The following is a 20058-nucleotide window of genomic DNA, read 5'->3' as shown; positions in this document are numbered from 1 at the left end:
TCGTTGGATTAATGGATAATCAGATGGAGAAATATCAGTCAACTTGTTCTTATTGTGGTGTGGGCTGCGGCGTAAACATCACCAAATCAAAAAACAATAGTATCACGGTTAGCGGTAATAAAACTTACCCTGTTAACAAAGGTATGCTTTGCTCTAAGGGCCTTGGATTAGGTCATGTAGTAAACGATACCAGTGATCGTCTGTTATTTCCAACTGTACGCAACACATCTACTGGTGCACTCGAAAGGGCAAGCTGGGATACTGCATTAGATAAGGTAGCCAAACAGTTCTCTGATTCCATTTCTAAATACGGACCCGATTCGGTTGGCTTTTATGTCTCTGGGCAATGCCTTACCGAAGAATACTACATTATTAATAAAATGGCAAAGGCCTACATTGGAACTAACAACATCGATACAAATTCGCGTTTGTGTATGAGTAGCGCTGTGGTTGGTTATAAAATGGCTTTGGGCGAGGATTCTGTGCCAATTTCGTATAACGATATTGAGTTGGCCGATTGTTTTTTGATCACGGGAGCTAATCCTGCTTGGTGTCATCCCATTCTTTTCAGAAGAATAGAACAGCATAAGGCAGCTAACCCTGATGTGAAAATAATTGTTGTTGATCCGCGCAAAACGCAAACTTGTTACTTGGCCGATATTCATTTACAGCTTAAGCCGGGTACCGATGTTTATTTAAATCATGCCATAGCCAAATGTATTATTGATAATGGATATACCGATACTGATTTTATTAAAAACCATGTTAGTGGTTATGATAACTTAGAAGCCTTATTAGCAAAATCGAGTCTTGAAGAATTGGCTGATGCTTGCGACGTTCCTGTTTATCTGATTGAAGAAACGGCAGCATACATCGGACAATCAAAGGGTTTTATTTCTATGTGGGCCATGGGTTTAAACCAAAGTAGTATTGGTGTTAATAAAAACCTATCCTTATTGAACTTATCGTTGATAACTGGTAAAATTGGCAAACCAGGTAATGGTCCATTTTCATTAACCGGACAACCCAATGCAATGGGTGGCCGCGAGGTTGGTGGAATGGCAAACTTATTACCTGCGCATCGCGATTTAGCCAATGCCGAGCACCGTAAAGAAGTGGCCAATTATTGGAAGGTTGATGATATGCCTGCTGCACCTGGCTTAACTGCCACGCAAATGGTGGATGCCTTGCTGGATGGCAAACTAAAGGTTATTTGGATTATTTGTACCAATCCCTTAGTGAGCTTACCGAATGCACGCAGGGTTGAAGAGGCTTTAAAGAAAGCCGATATGGTTATTGTACAAGATATATCTAAAAATGCAGCTACGGCTGAGTTGGCAGATATCGTTTTGCCTGCTGCCGGATGGGCCGAGAAAGAAGGTACTATGACCAATTCCGATCGTAGAATTAGTTATCTGCCCAAAGTGATTGATGCACCGGGCGAAGCTCGTCCTGATATTGATATATTAATCGATTTTGGAAAGCGCATGGGCTATGCCAATATGAATTACGCTGGGGCGGAGGATTTATTTAACGAGCACAAAGGATTAACCGCAGGTACTAATATTGATATTACAGGTCTAACTTACGATTACCTTAAAAAGAATCAATCGGCACAATGGCCCTTTGTGGCTGGCGCCGATAAAGGAGCAGAACGTTTATTTACTGATTTCAAGTTTTATACTCCGGATACAAAAGCTCATGTTTTTGCATCCGAAGTGCAAAACGAATCTGAAGCATTAAGTAAAGATGCTCCTCTGATTCTTACCACAGGTAGAATTCGCGATCAGTGGCATACCATGACTCGTACTGGCAAGCTATCGAAACTCAATAAGCATATTGCCGAAGCTTTCCTAGAGATTCATCCTGCGGATGCAGAAAAAAGAAGCATCCGTGATGGCGAAACTGTTGAGATTTACAATTCTCGCGGCAGCGTAAAGGTAAAAGCCGAAGTCACCGATAATATTAAAGAAGGCGTGGTTTTTCTACCGATGCATTGGGGCAAGATTTTTAAATCCGATTTGTCGCGAGCCAATAATTTAACCAGCGATATTGTAGATCCTAAATCAAAGGAACCCGATTTTAAGTATGCCTCAGTCGAAGTTAAAAAGATCACTAAAACTAAAGAAACCATTGCTATTGTTGGCGCTGGTGCTGCAGCTTATCAGTTTGTATCGGAATACCGAAAATACAATACCGAGGATACCATTAAGGTTTTCTCTAAGGAGGAGTTTCCTTTCTACAACCGTATTTTATTACCCGAATATCTGACTGAAGAGAAATCATGGGACGATATTCAAAAGCACAGCGATAGTGATATAGAAAAGTGGGGAATAGAATTACACATAAATTCTGAGATTGTTAATATCAATAAAGAACACCAAAGCATAACCAATGCTAAGGGCGAAGTTTTCAGTTACGATAAGCTGATACTTTGTACTGGTTCAAGACCGAATGTTCCACGTGGAGTGCATATCGATTTCAAAAGTAGCTTTACCATTCGCAGTCGCAAAGATGCTGATAAACTGAAAGAAAGATTAGCGGGCAGAAGCAAAGCTACCATAGTTGGTGGAGGTTTATTGGGCTTAGAAATTGCGAGTTCGCTATTGGAATTCGGTATTGAGGTAGACATTATCCATCGCAACGAGCGATTAATGAACACCCAGCTTGATGAAATATCAAGCGAAATGCTCAGTGATACCATTGCTGAAATGGATGTCAATCTTTATTTAAAAGAAGAAATTGAAAGTACCAACGCGTATAGCGATGAGATTAATGTTGTGTTAAAATCGGGTAAAAGCTTTACAACACAGGCACTAATTTATGCCATCGGCACTAAGCCTAATATTGAGTTGGCACAAGAAGCTGGTTTAAATGTAAACAGAGGCGTGGTGGTTGATGAGCGTTTGTGTTCGTCTGTTAATAACATTTATGCCATGGGCGAAATTGCCGAATACAAAGGCAATGTGTATGGTATTACTACAGCAGCTGAACAGCAAGCATCGGTATTAGCCAAAAATATGAGTGGTGATACAACCGCATTCTACACGGGGTCAATCCCTATGAATATCTTAAAGTTCCCAGGTATTGAGTTGGCCTCTGTGGGTTTAAGTATTACTCCTGATGATGATAAATATGAAGAAGTGAGTGTGCTCGATAAAGCACATCGTTACTATAAAAAGTGCATTATCCATAATGATAGAATGGTAGGCACAGTACTAATGGGCGACAGAACAGAGTTTGCCGAATACAAAGGCCTGATACAATCAGGAATGGAATTATTTGCCAAACGAAAAACATTATTGCGTGGAGGTCAGGCTGCTACTCCAGTTAAAGGAAAAGTAGTTTGCTCGTGCAACAATGTGGGCGAAGGAAATATACTCGATGTTGTTAAAACCGGAATTACCGACTTGAGTATGGTTTGCGAAAAAACCAATGCCGGAACTGGCTGTGGCAGTTGCAAACCCGAAGTAAAATTAATAATTGAACAAAGTTTATCAAGTGTTGATGTTAAGGAGATAGCTAATTAAGCGCCATGGTTTCGGCTTAGACTATGTAGTTTGGGACCCACTGATTGAAATTGATGTAAAGACAGAAAGCTGTTTGAGCGCAGCGAGTTCTTTCTGTTTCATCAATGAAATCTTAGTGGGTAAATGAAGAGTCAGCCGACGGTCTTCTTTGTTTACTTTCTTCGACTGAAGGAAGAAAGTAAAAGCCTCTGCGGCTTGAGCAGATGAACAACTAAAAAACAATGATTATGAGTGAAAAGAAAAAAATTATAGTAGTTGGTAACGGAATGACTGGCTACAAGTTCTGCGAAAAGTTTATAGAGAAAGGATTAGATAATATATATAGCATTACAGTTTTTGGTGAGGAGCCATGGGCTGCCTACGATAGAGTGCATCTTACCGATTACTACACGGGTACCGATGTGCATGATTTGAAAATGGCACCACGTGCATGGTACGAAGAGAATGGCATAGAACTCAGAACAAGTTATAAAATTACCTCAATCAACCGCGAAGCAAAACAAGTCATTAATGTGCATGGCGATGCTTTTGATTACGATGCTTTGGTTTTAGCCACAGGGTCATCGGCCTTTGTGCCTCCTATCCCAGGTGTGGATAAAAAAGGGGTATTCGTTTACCGAACCATCGAAGACTTAGATGCCATAAAGGCTTACATACCACAAGCAAAAAGTGCAGCTGTAATCGGTGGTGGACTTTTGGGTTTGGAAGCTGCTAAGGCTGTGATGGATGATGGTTTAAAAACATCTGTAGTTGAGTTTGCACCTCGCTTAATGCCGCGTCAGTTAGATGAGGCAGGTGGTGAAATGTTGAAAAGTGAACTTGAGAAACTAGACCTAGATATACTACTGAATAAGGCTACTAAGAATATTTGTGGAAACGGAAAAGTTACCAACATGCAGTTTGATGATGATAGCACACTAGATACTGATATGGTTGTAATATCAGCTGGCATTAGACCGCGCGATGAATTAGCCCGTGAAAGTGGTTTAACTGTTGGTGAAAGAGGTGGTATTTTAGTAAGCGATGATATGCTTACTTCTGATCCTAATATTTATGCCATTGGCGAGTGTGCTTTGGCACAAGGTGCTATTTGGGGCCTAGTAGCGCCCTGTTATGATATGGCCGATGTTTGTGCTGAAACTTTATTGGGTAAAGAGGCCGCCTTTACGGGAGCTGATTTATCAACAAAACTAAAGTTGATTGGTATAGAGGTAGCTAGTTTTGGCGATGCCTTTGGCGTTACCGAGGGTGCTATTCCAATTGTTTATCACAATATAGTGAGTGGCATTTACAAAAAGATATATGTATCTGCCGATGGGCAATATCTTCTAGGGGGTATTTTAGTTGGCGATGCTGAGGATTATAACATGTTGTACCAAACCTACAACTCCAAAATAAAACTACCGAAGAATCCTGAAGGCTTAATTATTAAAGGTACTGATGGAGGATTTGAATTAAGTGTATTAGATTTACCCGATGAGGCCGTTATTTGTTCTTGTGAGAATGTAACCAAAAAAAGCTTAATTGAGGCTGTTGATGAGTTCGACTTTACGCAAGTTAGTCAGCTTAAAAAAGCTACAAAGGCAGGTACTGGCTGTGGTGGCTGTGTTCCAATGCTAGATGACTTATTAACAGCCAAGCTTGAGGCTAGTGGTAAAGTGGTAAAAAAGGTAATTTGTGAACACTTTGATTATACGCGTCAAGAGCTATTTGATTTAATTAAAGTGGGTGAAATTAAAAGCTTCTCTGCCCTACTCGAAAAATATGGAAAAGGGAAAGGCTGTGAAATATGTAAACCTCTTTCGGCATCATTATTAGCCAGTATTTGGAACGAGCATATTACGGAGCATGCCAATATACAAGATACCAACGATCGCTTTTTAGCCAACATTCAAAAGGGAGGAACATATTCTGTAGTGCCTAGAATTCCTGGTGGAGAAATTACTCCAGATAAGTTAATTGTGATTGGTCAGGTAGCTAAAAAATACGATTTATATACCAAGATTACCGGAGGTCAGCGTGTTGATTTATTTGGCGCTAGAGTTGATCAACTGCCAGATATTTGGAAAGAACTAATTGATGCAGGTATGGAAAGTGGTCATGCCTACGGTAAATCATTGCGTACAGTAAAAAGTTGTGTGGGTTCTGCATGGTGTCGTTATGGTCAGCAAGATTCTGTTTCATTTGCCATAAAAGTTGAGGAACGCTACAAGGGGTTACGCTCACCGCATAAATTAAAAGGTGGCGTGTCGGGTTGTATCCGCGAATGTGCTGAAGCTAGAGGAAAAGATTTTGGTATTATCGCCACCGATAAGGGTTACAACCTATTGGTTTGTGGTAATGGTGGCGCAAATCCAAAACATGCTTTATTATTTGCCACTGATGTGGATGAGGAAACTTGCATCAAATACCTCGATCGCTTTTTAATGTATTACATTAAAACTGCTGCCCCTTTAACCCGAACATCTAAGTGGTTAGAGCAATTAGATGGTGGAATCGAGTATCTAAAAGAAGTAGTTATTGAAGATTCGTTAGGTATAGCGGCTCAGTTAGAAGAAGACATGCAGCAGATTGTAAACACTTTTGCCTGCGAATGGAAAAAGGTAATTGAGAGCCCTGAATTACTGAAAAAGTTTAAACCCTTTGCCAATACAGAAGCTGTTGATGATACCATCCAGTTTGTACCAATGCGTGAAATGAAAAAACCAGCTAATTGGGGGTAGCATTAGTCAATGCCTTAATAAATGCTAGTCAGAGTGGCTTAATTACACTACTGGCTTCAGTCTTCACACTTAAAACAATAAGATATGTCCGATATAATTGAAGTACAAGAATGGGTAGCAACCGTACCCGCCACTGAATTTGAAACAAATGGAAGCAATGCTGTTTTGGTAAACGGAAAACAGATAGCCATATATTATTTTGCCGACACACAAGAGTGGTATGCCACTGATAATGAATGTCCGCATCAAAAACAACAAGCCTTGTCTAGAGGTATAATAGGTAGTGAAGGTGATGAGCCAAAAGTGGCTTGTCCCTTCCATAAAAAAAGCTTCTCGTTAAAAACGGGGCAATGCCTATCAGGAGAAGATTATAAAGTAAATACCTATCCTGTTAAAGTAGAAGATGGGGTGGTTTATTTGGGTATATAAATAAAAGATAACTAAGGAATGGGTTTTAGCTCATTCCTTTTTTTATTGCGTTAATCCCCTAAAGATATCCTCCATGGATTGATGCTCTTGATTTAAGGTTAGCAGTTGTTTGTTCTGGGCTACTGTCCATGCAAACAATTCTTTTCTTATATCTTTATTAGCATTAATCTTAAAGAAATTATCTGAAACGCATTCTATTGAGTTTACTCCTTCAATAGCACTAAGTTCTTCTGAATTAACGGGGCTAGCAAATTCAATGCTTATGGTATGTCCTTTTCCTGAAACCAAAGCATCTAAATTGGAAACCTTCTCATTAGCAACCAAGTTTCCTTTATTAATAATTATTACGCGTTCGCAGATAGCCTGCACTTCCTGCATAATATGAGTAGATAACATGATGGTTTTCTTTTCACCAACTTGCTTTATTAAATCTCTTACCTCAACAATTTGGTTGGGGTCTAAACCCGTAGTGGGTTCATCTAAAATCAGTACTTCAGGATCGGGTAATAAGGCTTGCGCTAATCCAACACGCTGACGGTATCCTTTTGATAAAGCGCCAATCTTTTTTGTGCTTTCAGGCGATAGTCCTGTAATATCTATAATTTCGTTTATGCGTTTAGTGGCGTGTTTTCCCAACTTATAAATGCCAGCTACATGCTTCAGGTATTCTTTTACATACATATCCAAATACAAAGGGTTATGCTCAGGCAGATAACCAATTTTATTGCGATACTCTAATGAATCATCAGTAACATCTAAACCACATACCTTTACTACACCACTTGTTTGCGGCAAATATCCGGTGATAATTTTCATCATTGTAGATTTTCCCGCACCATTAGGACCTAAGAAACCCACAACTTCTCCTGCAGCAATTTCAAAAGAAACATTATTTAAAGCCTTTTGAGCTCCATACATACGGGTAACACCAGAAATAGATATTGACATACTTAAATTATTTATCGGCCAAAGTTAAAAAAAATGCATCATCTATTAAGATATGAGTTAATGTTGTACTTTTGCCCTGTAAAATTATAGCACACAATTATGAGCAACTATTGCATTGATATTTTTGAGTTTGGAAGACATAAGACCCAAGAAGTTACTATAGGTGATGTTAAGATGGGAGCCTCTAATCCTATTATAGTTCAGTCAATGACTACCACAAATACTAATGAGACTGAAGAAACGGTTGCTCAAATAAAGACTATAATTGATGCCGGTGGGCAAATGGTTCGAATGACAACTCAAGGTCAACGCGAAGCAAAAAACTTAGAGCATATAAAGGCGCAATTAGTTAAGGATGGTTATAATCAGCCCCTGGTTGCTGATATTCATTATAACCCTAATGCAGCTAATATTGCCGCTTTGCATATTGAAAAGGTGCGTATTAACCCAGGTAATTTCGTTGATGGAGCAAAGAAGTTTGAGAATATCGACTATACCAATGAATCGTATCTTGAGGAGTTAGAGCAAGTAAAAAAGAAACTCATTCCCTTATTAAATATATGTAAGCAAAATAAAACTGCAATACGTATTGGTACAAACCATGGCTCTTTGTCTGATCGGATAATGAGTAGGTATGGCGATACACCACAGGGTATGGTTGAAGCTTGTATGGAATTCCTAAGAATCTGTAAGGATGAGAAATTCTTCAATATTGTTTTAAGTATTAAGGCCAGTAATGCTCGAATTATGGTGCATACCGTGCGTCTGTTAGTTCAAAAGATGAACGAAGAGGATATGTATTTTCCTCTGCATTTAGGTGTAACTGAAGCAGGCGAAGGAGAAGATGGGCGAATAAGATCTGCAGTTGGAATTGGCACACTATTAATGGATGGAATAGGTGATACCATTAGGGTTTCCTTAACGGAAAATCCTGAAAAAGAGATTCCTGTTGCCAATCAAATAATTGATTATATCAATACAAAAGAGGGGCATGATGCTATTAAAAAAGTAGACACTGATAATTACTCTCCGTTTAAATACACGCGTCATCAGACCAATGCAGTAAAAAATATTGGCGGTAACAATGTGCCTGTTGTGATAGGAAATAACCATTTTACAAAAGATTCGGATTACAGTTATATAGCTGATTCTAGTGTAATTGTCTCTGCGGATAAGAAAGAATATCCAGTGGTAAAATACAGCAATTCAAATGAGTTTGATTTTAACAACCACGAACTTTGTTTTGTTAAAATAGCCTATTCCGATATGGATGATAGTGCAATCCAGTTCTTTAAACAACAGAATAACGTAGTAATATTACTAACAAGTAATAATAGTAACTCTACTATTGAGCAAAGAGCGGCTTTTCTACATTTAAGAAATCATCATGTTACCACTCCTGTAGTTATACATAAGTTGTATGATAGTGTATTTGATGCAAATACGCAGATTCAGGCATCATGTGATATAGGACCATTGTTTATTGATGGGTTTGGCGATGGCATCTTTATTGAAAATAATACTGAGAATCAATCGCTAGTTGTCAATACAATGTTTGCCGTATTGCAGGCATCAAGAGTTCGTTTTTCCCGTCCTGATTATATATCCTGTCCGGGTTGCGGACGTACGCTTTTCGGATTACAGGATACAACTGTATTAGTGAAAGAAAAAACAGCCCATCTAAAAGGCTTGAAGATTGCTGTTATGGGATGCATTGTAAATGGCCCAGGAGAAATGGCTGATGCGGATTATGGTTACGTAGGTTCAGGCCCGGGTAAGGTTACGTTATATCATCAACGTGAGGTAGTTAAAAAGAATATCAATCAAGAAGATGCTATAGGAGAGTTAGTTGCACTTATAAAAGAAAATGGTGATTGGGTTGAACCCAGTTAATTAAAGCTATTTATTTTTTACTCGTTTATGTTCAGCTTGAAAAATATACGATTAATCATGTAATATGAATAAGTAGTGTATTTTTCATCATGTATGTATCGCTTTCTTTGCAATGGTAATTATGTTTTTCTAAATTGCAGATCCCTAAACCAATATGCTTATATATACATGAAACAGCTATTTATAACATTACTACTTCTTATGGCAGTTACATCTGTTACAAAAGCAGATGAAATTGAATTGAAGGGCACATTTCAGGGTGATAACCTGTTTGTGAAGAATCCGTTTGCACAAAGCGGTGTAGGTTTCTGTGTTTACGAGGTTACCGTTAACGGTTTAACAACAACCGATGAAATAAACTCAAGTGCTTTTGAAGTCGACTTATCTGTATACGGCTTTAAAATTGGCGAGCCTTTAATAATTGCGATTAAGTATAAAGAGGATTGCAAACCAATGGTATTGAATGCTGAAATTCTAAAACCGAGATCTACATTTGAAATAGTTTCGCTTTCAGTTGATGAGGATAATATCAAATGGAAAACAAAGAAAGAAGCTGGTAGTCTTGATTTTAACGTTCAGCAATTTAGATGGAATAAATGGGTGAATGTTGGTACCGTAACAGGTAAAGGAACTCCTGATGGAGGTACTTATTCTGCAAAAGTTCGTTTACATTCTGGTCAGAATAGATTTAGATTAAAGCAAACGGATCACCGAGGTAAGCCTAGATACTCAAAAGAAACCTCAATTACATCATCAAAGCAAGCAGTTACGTTCTCTCCTAGTAGGGTTGATGATATCATTACTTTTTCGGATGAAACTATGTACGAGATTTATGATGTATATGGTGGAATCATGTTTAAGGGATATGGGAAAGAGATTAAAGTAAATGGTTTAGCCAAAGGAAAATATTACCTGAATATGGATAATAAATTAACCACATTCAATAAGAAGTAATACCTCGATCTAATTATATGATGAAGGGGCTGTCAATTTTGTTGATGGCCCTTTTTCAATGTGCTCCACCCGATAGCATTTTTAATGAATGCAATACTGTTGGTAATATTTCTTTTAGATACTCTTTAACAGCTTTCGGACTTCCGGGAATGGCATAAATAAGAGTTGAATCAATTACTCCTGCAATGGCACGACTTAACAGAGCATTCGGAAATTTCATGCCGTACTTTACTCGTATCATTTCCATGATGCCAGTTATTTCTTTACTTAGCATAGGCTTTATTACATCAGGGGTTATATCTCGTGGTCCAATTCCAGTACCTCCTGAAACACATATAATATGTTTCTCTTTTGCGAATGCCAGCAATTGCTTACGAAGTTTTTCTTCCGAGTCGGGTAAAATAATACGTTCAATTGAAGGTTTTTCACCTTTTTCACTAAAGAAGTTATCAAATAAGTCAGCAGCTAGAGGTCCGCTTTTATCCGTATACTCTCCTACAGAAGCTCTATCGCTCATTGTTATTATTCCAATTTTAATGGTACTGCTCATTATATTTTCTCCTTTTTAAGTAATCGAATATCTGTTATCTCCATGCTATTATCAACTGCCTTACACATGTCGTATATAGTTAAACATGAAATATTAACAGCGGTAAGAGCTTCCATTTCAACACCTGTTTTACCGTTACATTTTGTTTGGGAGGTTACTTTAATTCCATTCTCAAGTATATTAAAGTCAACAGTTACTTGGTTTAATAATAAAGTATGGCATAGCGGAATAAGTGTAGGGGTTTGCTTTGCTGCCTGAATACCTGCTATTCGTGCCGTAGCAAGTACATCACCTTTCTTAATGTTGTTTTCTTGTATTAATTGAAGGGTATCTTTGCCTAGTTTTATAAATCCTTCAGCAACTGCAATACGTTTTTGAATGGCCTTCTCCCCCACATCTACCATTTGGGCATTTCCACTTTTATCTATATGTGTTAGTTTTTCGCTCATAAAATACTTTTTAAAAAGGACGAACTTGAACCATTGTGCCAGATTCTAACTCTGATGTTCCTATTGGTACTTCAATAAAGCAACTCGCATTTGATAAGGCATTAATGTGAGCCGAACCATTGAATAGAATTGGTTCAACTTGATTATCCGAATTAATAATTGCCGGAGTAAACAAGTGACGTCCGGCATTTTTACGCTTAAAGTGATTTGCCAAGGGTAAATTAAACAGAAGCGGCTTATAGTTTAAACCTTGTAAAGCATATAAAAAAGGTTTTGCATATAGCTCAAACTGTATAAAAGATGCCACAGGATTTCCTGATAATCCAAAGAAATATTTGCCCTCTTTATGTGCAAATACCATAGGTTTTCCAGGCTGGATTGCCGTTTTATTAAGCTCAATATTAAAGCCAAGCCCCTCAATTATTTTGGGTATTAAATCGAAGTCACCTACAGAGACTCCCCCACTCATAATTAAAATGTCGGATTTATTAAAAGCACTCCTCATGCTTTCTTTTAAAGTAGCTTCGTCATCCTTTATAACTCCTAAATATTCATAAGGCAATTTTAAAGCTTCTAATTGGGCTTGTATTTGTGTTGCGTTACTATTTCTTATTTGATGGGCTAAAGGCTTTTCAGAAGGTTCTACCAACTCTGTGCCACTTGTAATTATCTTTATTTGTGGCTGCTTATATACCTTTAATTTGGCATATCCGGCACCTGCTAATAATGGTGTTTGTTTCGCCTCTATTAAAATATTTTTAGATAATACAACAGAACCTTTAGTAACATCCTCTCCACAAAAACAGATATTGCCTTTTGCGTTGATATCAGAGCATGTAATAGTTCCATCAGAATTCACAATTGCATCCTCCTGTTTAAAAACTATATCAGCGCCAATAGGTACTGGTGCACCGGTCATTATTTTAGAGCACTCACCCTTTTGTAATTCCTTTTCGGGCTGTTTGCCTGCATGAATAGTTTCTACTAATACAAGGTTTAGTGATAAATCTTTTCGGGCACAAGCATAGCCATCCATGGCAGATTTATCAAAGGGAGGCATATTAATATCGTAAACAATATCTTCAGCAATTACACGGCCTAAAGCCTTTTTCAACGGAATAGTTTCAATTGCTAGTCTGTTGGCTACTTTTGCAATTTGTTGTTGCGCCTGCAGGTATGTTACCATGATACAATTATTAATAGATTAGAAAGCAATATATAGGTATATGATGTTTGAATTATCAAGTATAAGTGATATTACCCTATTTTGTTTGATAAGAATTCTGTTTAATTATGCTATCCCTTTTAGCATTCGGTCTTTACCAAATAAATCTTTTCGCAGTTCAACATTATTGAATCCTAAATTATTTAGTAAATCAATCATTTCTTTGCCAAGAGCCTCATTGATCTCAAAATAAAGTGTTCCGCCAAACTTTAAGTTTGCTTTAGCCAATTGGGCTATTTTTCGGTAAAAAATTAATGGGTCAGAATCTGATACAAACAAAGCCAAATGTGGTTCATGATCTAAAACATTATCATGCATCCACTCTTTTTCTAGTTCCCTAATGTAGGGCGGGTTACTAACAACAATATCTAATTGATTAGGAAGTGCTCCATCGAATTTTAAAACATCTTGATGCTCAAAAGCAACTTCGGTATTATTAATCATAGCATTGTGGTTTGCTATCTCTAAAGCATTTTCAGATACATCCCACGAAGTAACTTTAGCATCGGGTAAATGCTGCTTCAAAGTAATAGGAATACAACCACTGCCTGTGCCAATATCTAATATGTTAATATGTTTGTTCGTATTGTCTTTTAAAATCCACTCCACAAGCTCCTCCGTTTCTGGTCGTGGTATTAAAACATCTTTGGAAACCTTAAAGGGTAAACCATAAAATTCGGTTTCACCAGTAATTTGTTGGATAGGAATGTTTTGTTCAAGTTTCTCAAGCGAATGCTTAAAGAAGTCAGCATCGGATTTATTTAATTCATTTGACGCATTCATCATGCAATCAATTTTTGTATAACCTAATTCGTACAATGCGAGTATCGTAACAAAATTTCTGATTTCATTCTCGTCGTAAATCGATTGTAATCGGTTTTTGTAAGTGCTGGTAATCTGTTGAAGCGTATTATACACAATAATATATTTAGTGAGCAAATATCTGTAAATATTGAGGAATAACCTCATTCATAAATGAATTATTAATACAGATTATCTATTTTTGTTTAATAACTTTTATGGTGATGAGTAGAGATGAGATTTATATGCAACGTTGTTTGCAATTGGCTTCGGTAGGATTAGGAAATACTTATTCTAATCCAATGGTGGGTTCTGTAATTGTAAACAATGGAAAGATTATTGGCGAAGGCTTTCATCATAAATCTGGAGAACCGCACGCAGAGGTTAATGCCGTAAACTCAGTTAAAGATAATAATTTACTACTCTCTTCTACTCTTTACGTAAATCTTGAGCCCTGTGCACATTATGGGAAAACGCCACCTTGTGCAAAACTAATTATTGATAGTAAAATACCAAATGTGGTGATTGGTTGTATCGACTCATTTTCTGAAGTAGCAGGCAAGGGAATTGAGATGATGGAAAAAGAAGGCATTAACGTAAAGGTTGGTGTGCTCGAACAGGAGAGCTTAAATTTGAATGCCCGATTTTTTACCTTCCATAATAAAAAGCGACCATATGTTATATTAAAATGGGCTCAAACTCAAGATGGCTTAATTGATATTGATAGGACAGAAAATAATTTTGGACAGCCAACTTGGATTACCAATAAGCATGCCCGTCAATTGGTGCACAAATGGAGAAGTGAAGAACAAGCTATATTGGTTGGAACAGAAACGGCGATTAAGGATAATCCATCATTAACCGTAAGAGATTGGTCAGGTAAAAGCCCAACACGTTTTTTAATTGATAGAACTTGCCGTGTTCCAGAATCGCATCAGATTCTAGATCGGAAACATAGTACCTATATATTCACAGGTAAAGCGCAAAAAGCCACTACTAATTGTAAATATATTACACTTGATTTTAGCAAGAATATAATACCCCAATTACTTAGTGAAGTGTATAAATTAGGCTTACAGTCCATCATTATTGAAGGCGGAAGACAAGTACTTCAGAGTTTCATTGATGCAAACTTATGGGATGAGGCAAGGGTATTTATTGGAGATAAGTGGTTTATTGAAGGTACGCCAGCACCAAAATTATATTTGAGACCTGACGAAATAAAAACAGTTGGTAATAGTGAGTTACTATATTTTACGAATAGCAATTTGTAACATTGTTCTAAACTAAATTATTAACTACATTGTTGGTAAATATTAGCCTAAATTTATATGTGGTTTACCGAATACTTTACATCTATACTTTCCGGTATTTTTACATCAGCATACTTAATTAGTGTATTGCTAATTATTGGTGTAATGATGCTCGAAAACCGCAGTCCTGTTAAAACATTATCATGGATATTGGTCCTGTTATTAATTCCATTTGCAGGGGTGGTTCTGTATATATTCTTTGGGCAAAACTTTCGAAAGCAAAAGATTATTCGTCGTAAAGGACTTAAAAATCATACTCAAATTCAAAAGCTTGCACACGCTCAAAGCATCAATTTTCCGAAGAGTGAGTTATCGCGTCATGAAATTTTAAAAAACCAGTATGGCCTCATTTTATTGCAATTGAACAACAGTAACTCGGTGGTTAAATTTGGCAATCGTGTAAAGTTATTATTAAACGGGGCATTAAAATTTGAATCTTTAAAAGCTGATTTACTTAAAGCCAAACAGTTTATTCATATGCAGTATTATATTTTGGCAGAAGATAATATTGGTAATGAAATAGTGGCTATACTTAAGAATAAGGCCAAAGAGGGAGTTGAAGTAAGAGTAATTGTAGATGATGTGGGCTCCTGGGATTTAAAATCAGATTACTTTGATGATTTACGATCTTATGGGATTGAGATATTTACATTTTTAAAAGTTAGGTTTCCTGGCTTTACAAGTAAAGTAAACTACAGAAATCATAGAAAAATAGTAATCATTGACGGAGAAGTGGCTTACCTTGGCGGAATCAATATTGCAGATAGATACATTCACGGGTCGAAAAAATTAGGAGCTTGGCGCGATACCCATTTAAAAATTGAAGGAGAAGCCGTAAGCTCACTGCAAACGATATTTTCAATCGATTGGTATTTTGTGAGTCAAAAAGAGTTGATTGATAGTAAATATTATCCTCCTGTTAAAGCCATTGAAAATAAGGTTCTTCAAATTAGTACCTCTGGACCAGATAGTGATTGGCCAGCCATAATGATGGGGTTTCTGAAACTGATATCTACTGCTAAAGATTATGTATATATTGCTTCGCCATACTTTATGCCTACTGAAAGCATTCTGATGGCACTAAAAGTTGCAGCCATGGGCGGTGTTGATGTTAGAATTGTGATACCAGATAAATCGGATGCTCACATAACCAAGTATTCTTCTCGCTCCTATGTAAAGGAAATGATCAATGCAGGAGTAAAAGTTTACCTTTATCAAGCAGGATTTATTCATAGCAAAGTAATTGTGTCTGATGATGCTGTAGCTTCTGTGGGCTCAAGTAATATGGATTTTAGGAGTTTTGAGCAGAACTTTGAAGTAACTGCTTTTGTTTATGATAAAGCATTTGCAGTGGAGGTGCGTGAATCTCTCGAAAATGATTTTAGTAATAGTAAAATTGTATTGCCACACGAATGGAAAAAACGACCGTTAAGTCAGAAGGCAAAGGAGTCTTTTGCTCGACTTTTTAGTCCATTATTGTAGTATTAAACATCTAAAAATAAAAGAAACAAGAGTTCAGATATTTTTCTACTTTTGTCACAAATTAAACGAAACATCTTTATGCGTCAATATCTTGAGTTATGTGATCGAGTGATCAACGAAGGAGTTCAAAAAGGGGATAGAACAGGTACTGGTACTATTAGTGTTTTTGGTCATCAAATGCGATTTAATTTGCAAGATGGCTTTCCTATGGTTACAACTAAAAAACTACATTTAAAATCAATTATACACGAGCTTATTTGGTTTTTAAAGGGTAGTACAAATGTTAAGTATCTTCAAGATAATGGTGTACGAATTTGGAACGAATGGGCCAAAGAAGATGGAGAATTAGGGCCTATTTATGGTTATCAGTGGCGCTCGTGGCCAACTGCAAACAAAACATATATCGATCAAATTAAGCAAGTAATAGATTCTATCAAAAGTAATCCAGATTCTCGACGCCATATTGTAAGTGCTTGGAATGTTGGTCAGCTTGAAGATATGCAATTACCACCATGTCATATCTTATTTCAATTTTATGTGGCTGATGGTAAATTATCATGTCAGTTGTATCAACGTAGTGCCGATTTATTTTTAGGCGTTCCGTTTAATATTGCTTCATATGCTTTATTAACCATGATGGTAGCTCAAGCAACTGGCTTAGAACTTGGCGAATTTGTGCATACACTCGGCGATGTACATATTTACAATAATCACATCGATCAAGTAAAGTTGCAGTTATCACGTGAGCCAATGGAATTGCCAACAATGACTTTAAATCCTGAAATTAAGAATATTGACGATTTTACTTTCGACGATTTTACTTTAAACGATTATCAATCGCACCCGCATATTAAAGGTGCTATTTCTGTATAATACAAAAACTAAATTAATGCCAAACATTGCTATAATAGTTGCCATTGCTGATCACAATGCCATAGGTCGTAAAAACGATTTATTAACGTATATATCTTCTGATTTAAAGCGATTCAAAGCTTTAACGACAGGACATACCATAATAATGGGACGTAAAACTTTTGATTCTTTGCCAAAAGGAGCGTTACCTAATAGAAGAAATGTAGTGATCTCACGTAATACCGATTTGCAAATTGAAGGAGCTGAAGTGGTTAATAGTCCTGAAGCAGCACTGAGCTTATGTAGCGCTGATGAGAAAGTTTTTGTTATTGGAGGAGCCACGATTTATGATGCCTTTTTACCAAAGGCTGATATATTAAACCTTACTGTTATTGATTATTTCTTTAATGATGCGGATACCTTCTTTCCCGAGATTAATTATGATGACTGGGATGTGGTAAATAAAGAAGTTATTGAAGACGATGAAAAAACAAACTTCACATATTCGTTTATAGACTTACAACGAAAATAGAAAACCAGCTTACTGATTCAGTAAGCTTTTTTTTGCTCAGTATGGCCCAAGATATAGACACTTACAGTAGAAGTTAACATTAATAAATGTAGTAGATGCTTTGTTTGAGGTACCTATTTTTGTACCAGTAAGTTTAGTTAAATAAAGGCATAAAAAAAGACCTGAAGGGCAATACAGGTCTTTTTTGCGTTTTTTTTCATCTGATTCTAAGAGAAAAGGTTAAATAACTTTCCGACTGCTAATATATAAAAAATATTAAAATAATTAACATTTATTCACTTATTTTTAACTTTGGTTACATAGTGGAGTTGTTTTATTGGTAATTCGTCATCAAGAATAGCATTCTTTAAATACAATATCGATAGCATTTGTCAGATATCAATAAAGAAGGAACTATGAGAAGTTAGGCTATTCCGTTTTGGATTATACTTATCAGGATAAATATCCGCAGCTTTATGAAGATACAACCTCCTTTGATATAGGGCATCTTAATAGTGTTGGAGCAGCAATTTATTCAGCGTATTTGGCTAACGATATAAAGCTATTGAACTACTAACCAAAAAATAAATATCCAATTACAATTGCAGCAATAATACCTGCAAAATCGGCCAACAATCCGCAGCCAATTGCATGGCGAGTATTCTTAATACCAACTGAGCCAAAATAAACGGCTACAATATAAAAAGTAGTATCAGTAGCTCCTTGCACTGTAGATGCAATTTTGGCAGCAAAAGAATCTACGCCGAAATTTGGGTTGTCAAATAATTCTAACATCATTCCGCGCGCTCCAGAGCCACTTAAAGGCTTCATTAGCGCCGTAGGTAGGGCATCAACAAACCTTGTATCTAAACCCAAAGCACTTACCGCATATTTAATTCCATCTGTAAGGTAATCCATTGCACCAACGGTTCTGAAAACGCCAATGGCTACTAATATTGCGACTAAGAATGGTATAATTTTTATGGCTATTTGGAAACCCTCTTTTGCTCCTTCTACAAATGCATCGTAAACATTTATTTTTTTTATGGCGGCCATTACAATAAATAATATCATAATGGAGAATAGGATTAAGTTGCTTCCAACATTGGAAACTAGTTTAATCTGTTCCTTGTCCAATTGAGATAATCCCCAAATTAATCCAATTACAAAGAGGGTCATCCCGCCAAGGTAGGCGATTACAATTGGATTGTTAAGTTTAATCTTTTGAACGTAAGAAACGGATAGCAATCCCACAATTGTGGAAAAGAATGTAGCCAGAAGTATAGGTAAGAAAATATCAGCAGGGTTGGCAGCTCCAAATTGTGCACGATACACCATTACACTCACCGGGATAATGGTTAAGCCAGAGGTGTTTAGTACCAAAAACATAATTTGTGCATTTGTAGCAGTATCTTTCTTTTGGTTTTCTTCTTGCAGTTGCTCCATGGCCTTTAATCCCATTGGAGTGGCAGCATTATCGAGCCCAAGCATATTGGCCGATAAATTCATAATCATGGTTCCGAATGCAGGATGATTTTTTGGTAGCGTTGGGAACAGTCGGTTGAATAAGGGCGATATTAATCGACTTAAAGTACTTACCATTCCTCCCTTCTCTCCTATCTTCATGAGGCCTAACCAAAGTGTTAATACACCGGTTAAACCTAGTGAAATTTCGAAACCTGATTTTGCAAAATCGAACGTGGCTTTAACTATTTCAGGAAACACTTCAACATCCCCAAAGAAAATAAGGCGAATTAAAGCTATTACAAAAGTGATGAGAAAAAATGCAATCCAAATATAATTAAGAACCATGCTTAGGTAATTATTAATTGTTAATTATTAATTGTTTTACAGCTTGCTAACTCTTCTATCTTATAAACTATAATTAGAAAGAGCGCTTTACGGTATCATCTCCTTGATATTTCTCGTGTGGTGCACCAAACTCTTTACAAGTTACCTTATCAATTGGGACTTCCCATATTTTTACGTTTTTAATAGCCGGATCAGAATATTTAAATTTCTTATCAGAGTACTGCTTCATTAGGATATTTAAGGCTTCTACTTTTTTATCAAAATCTTCTTGAAATTGAACCTTCCCCCATGCCACAACACTTTGAGATTTCATTCGATAACTACAAGCTACTTCAGGGTGTTGAAAAGCCAATTCATGACCGGTACTAAAGGTGATACAAATATTTGCGTTCTTTTCAAGAATATCAACAATACGACCTTCTGGAGCTGAATGCAGGTAAATAATGTTGTTGTGGTATCCAAAATTCATAGGAAGTACGTAAGGCATATCGCCATCAACAACGCCAATAAAACATACATCACATTTTTTAATAATTTCCTCTATTCGTTTGTCGTTTAAATGCTCAACAGTTTTCATTATATATCT

General features: G+C 36.8%; 16 protein-coding genes. 9 read left to right on the top strand and 7 right to left on the bottom strand.

The window, feature by feature from the left end:
* The first annotated feature begins 23 nt into the window (after positions 1–23).
* From QMO11_RS03850 to nirD, 3 genes are all read left to right on the top strand, one after another.
* A complete protein-coding gene (locus tag QMO11_RS03850; RefSeq protein WP_282036113.1) occupies positions 24–3530 on the top strand; it encodes a nitrate reductase in 3507 nt (1168 codons plus the stop codon).
* 227 nt (positions 3531–3757) lie between these two features.
* Entirely contained in the window at positions 3758–6253 is a 2496-nt protein-coding gene (gene nirB / locus QMO11_RS03845) for a nitrite reductase large subunit NirB (RefSeq protein ID WP_282036112.1), read from the top strand.
* Positions 6254–6337: 84 nt separating this feature from the next.
* Entirely contained in the window at positions 6338–6682 is a 345-nt protein-coding gene (nirD, locus tag QMO11_RS03840) for a nitrite reductase small subunit NirD (protein WP_282036111.1), read from the top strand.
* Positions 6683–6724: 42 nt separating this feature from the next.
* Here the strand turns inward: nirD and gldA are convergent, their stop codons facing one another.
* Positions 6725–7630: a gliding motility-associated ABC transporter ATP-binding subunit GldA gene (gene gldA, locus QMO11_RS03835; RefSeq protein ID WP_282036110.1), complete on the bottom strand. Its 906-nt coding sequence runs from the start codon at positions 7628–7630 to the stop codon at positions 6725–6727.
* A gap of 99 nt (positions 7631–7729) precedes the next feature.
* Between gldA and ispG the strand changes: the two genes are divergently transcribed.
* Together ispG and QMO11_RS03825 are read left to right on the top strand one after the other, a co-directional pair.
* Entirely contained in the window at positions 7730–9523 is a 1794-nt protein-coding gene (ispG, locus tag QMO11_RS03830) for a (E)-4-hydroxy-3-methylbut-2-enyl-diphosphate synthase (RefSeq protein ID WP_282036109.1), read from the top strand.
* A 201-nt stretch (positions 9524–9724) separates the two neighbouring features.
* Positions 9725–10477 carry a hypothetical protein gene (locus QMO11_RS03825; protein ID WP_282036108.1) on the top strand — a complete coding sequence of 251 codons (753 nt, stop codon included), beginning with the start codon at positions 9725–9727 and terminating at the stop codon, positions 10475–10477.
* A 55-nt stretch (positions 10478–10532) separates the two neighbouring features.
* Here the strand turns inward: QMO11_RS03825 and QMO11_RS03820 are convergent, their stop codons facing one another.
* The 4 genes from QMO11_RS03820 to prmC form a co-directional block, all read right to left on the bottom strand.
* Positions 10533–11027, bottom strand: coding sequence for a MogA/MoaB family molybdenum cofactor biosynthesis protein (locus tag QMO11_RS03820; RefSeq protein WP_075603296.1), 495 nt, complete (start codon positions 11025–11027; stop codon positions 10533–10535).
* A complete protein-coding gene (moaC, locus tag QMO11_RS03815; RefSeq protein WP_282036107.1) occupies positions 11027–11476 on the bottom strand; it encodes a cyclic pyranopterin monophosphate synthase MoaC in 450 nt (149 codons plus the stop codon). The genes QMO11_RS03820 and moaC overlap by 1 nt, the downstream gene beginning before the upstream one ends.
* Before the next feature lie 10 nt (positions 11477–11486).
* The gene (locus QMO11_RS03810; protein ID WP_282036106.1) at positions 11487–12662 is read right to left on the bottom strand and encodes a molybdopterin molybdotransferase MoeA; all 1176 of its coding nucleotides are present in this window, start codon (positions 12660–12662) and stop codon (positions 11487–11489) included.
* A gap of 105 nt (positions 12663–12767) precedes the next feature.
* A complete protein-coding gene (prmC, locus tag QMO11_RS03805) occupies positions 12768–13670 on the bottom strand; it encodes a peptide chain release factor N(5)-glutamine methyltransferase (protein ID WP_282036105.1) in 903 nt (300 codons plus the stop codon).
* A 56-nt stretch (positions 13671–13726) separates the two neighbouring features.
* Between prmC and ribD the strand changes: the two genes are divergently transcribed.
* The 4 genes from ribD (at position 13727) to QMO11_RS03785 (ending at position 17681) form a co-directional block, all read left to right on the top strand.
* Entirely contained in the window at positions 13727–14776 is a 1050-nt protein-coding gene (gene ribD, locus QMO11_RS03800; protein ID WP_282036104.1) for a bifunctional diaminohydroxyphosphoribosylaminopyrimidine deaminase/5-amino-6-(5-phosphoribosylamino)uracil reductase RibD, read from the top strand.
* Positions 14777–14833: 57 nt separating this feature from the next.
* Positions 14834–16297, top strand: a complete 1464-nt coding sequence (gene cls / locus QMO11_RS03795; protein ID WP_282036103.1) for a cardiolipin synthase — start codon at positions 14834–14836, stop codon at positions 16295–16297.
* 78 nt (positions 16298–16375) lie between these two features.
* Entirely contained in the window at positions 16376–17170 is a 795-nt protein-coding gene (locus QMO11_RS03790; RefSeq protein WP_282036102.1) for a thymidylate synthase, read from the top strand.
* 16 nt (positions 17171–17186) lie between these two features.
* Complete coding sequence (locus QMO11_RS03785; protein WP_282036101.1) at positions 17187–17681, top strand: dihydrofolate reductase; 495 nt, start codon at positions 17187–17189, stop codon at positions 17679–17681.
* A gap of 552 nt (positions 17682–18233) precedes the next feature.
* On the opposite strand, the gene QMO11_RS03780 is transcribed toward QMO11_RS03785, so the two are convergent.
* Both QMO11_RS03780 and QMO11_RS03775 read right to left on the bottom strand, forming a co-directional pair.
* On the bottom strand, positions 18234–19472 hold the full coding sequence (locus QMO11_RS03780) for a nucleoside recognition domain-containing protein (protein WP_282036100.1): 1239 nt from the start codon (positions 19470–19472) through the stop codon (positions 18234–18236).
* 73 nt (positions 19473–19545) lie between these two features.
* On the bottom strand, positions 19546–20049 hold the full coding sequence (locus tag QMO11_RS03775; RefSeq protein WP_282036099.1) for a pyridoxamine 5'-phosphate oxidase family protein: 504 nt from the start codon (positions 20047–20049) through the stop codon (positions 19546–19548).
* Positions 20050–20058 lie beyond the last annotated feature (9 nt).

The sequence above is a fragment of the Saccharicrinis aurantiacus genome (genome assembly GCF_947489045.1).
GTDB classification, from domain to species: Bacteria; Bacteroidota; Bacteroidia; order Bacteroidales; family Marinilabiliaceae; genus Saccharicrinis; species Saccharicrinis aurantiacus.
The sequence above is the reverse complement of the archived record's forward strand: the minus strand, read 5'-3'. Positions and strand labels throughout refer to the sequence as shown.

What these genes read in the sequence shown, in the direction of transcription:
- QMO11_RS03810 (WP_282036106.1), bottom strand. Translation starts at nt 12,662, where the DNA reads ATGGTAACATACCTGCAGGCGCAACAACAAATTGCAAAAGTAGCCAAC.
- QMO11_RS03850 (WP_282036113.1), top strand. Translation starts at nt 24, where the DNA reads ATGGAGAAATATCAGTCAACTTGTTCTTATTGTGGTGTGGGCTGCGGC.
- cls (WP_282036103.1), top strand. Translation starts at nt 14,834, where the DNA reads ATGTGGTTTACCGAATACTTTACATCTATACTTTCCGGTATTTTTACA.
- prmC (WP_282036105.1), bottom strand. Translation starts at nt 13,670, where the DNA reads ATGAGGTTATTCCTCAATATTTACAGATATTTGCTCACTAAATATATT.
- ribD (WP_282036104.1), top strand. Translation starts at nt 13,727, where the DNA reads ATGAGTAGAGATGAGATTTATATGCAACGTTGTTTGCAATTGGCTTCG.
- QMO11_RS03790 (WP_282036102.1), top strand. Translation starts at nt 16,376, where the DNA reads ATGCGTCAATATCTTGAGTTATGTGATCGAGTGATCAACGAAGGAGTT.
- gldA (WP_282036110.1), bottom strand. Translation starts at nt 7,630, where the DNA reads ATGTCAATATCTATTTCTGGTGTTACCCGTATGTATGGAGCTCAAAAG.
- nirB (WP_282036112.1), top strand. Translation starts at nt 3,758, where the DNA reads ATGAGTGAAAAGAAAAAAATTATAGTAGTTGGTAACGGAATGACTGGC.
- ispG (WP_282036109.1), top strand. Translation starts at nt 7,730, where the DNA reads ATGAGCAACTATTGCATTGATATTTTTGAGTTTGGAAGACATAAGACC.
- QMO11_RS03775 (WP_282036099.1), bottom strand. Translation starts at nt 20,049, where the DNA reads ATGAAAACTGTTGAGCATTTAAACGACAAACGAATAGAGGAAATTATT.
- QMO11_RS03785 (WP_282036101.1), top strand. Translation starts at nt 17,187, where the DNA reads ATGCCAAACATTGCTATAATAGTTGCCATTGCTGATCACAATGCCATA.
- nirD (WP_282036111.1), top strand. Translation starts at nt 6,338, where the DNA reads ATGTCCGATATAATTGAAGTACAAGAATGGGTAGCAACCGTACCCGCC.
- QMO11_RS03820 (WP_075603296.1), bottom strand. Translation starts at nt 11,027, where the DNA reads ATGAGCAGTACCATTAAAATTGGAATAATAACAATGAGCGATAGAGCT.
- QMO11_RS03780 (WP_282036100.1), bottom strand. Translation starts at nt 19,472, where the DNA reads ATGGTTCTTAATTATATTTGGATTGCATTTTTTCTCATCACTTTTGTA.
- QMO11_RS03825 (WP_282036108.1), top strand. Translation starts at nt 9,725, where the DNA reads ATGGCAGTTACATCTGTTACAAAAGCAGATGAAATTGAATTGAAGGGC.
- moaC (WP_282036107.1), bottom strand. Translation starts at nt 11,476, where the DNA reads ATGAGCGAAAAACTAACACATATAGATAAAAGTGGAAATGCCCAAATG.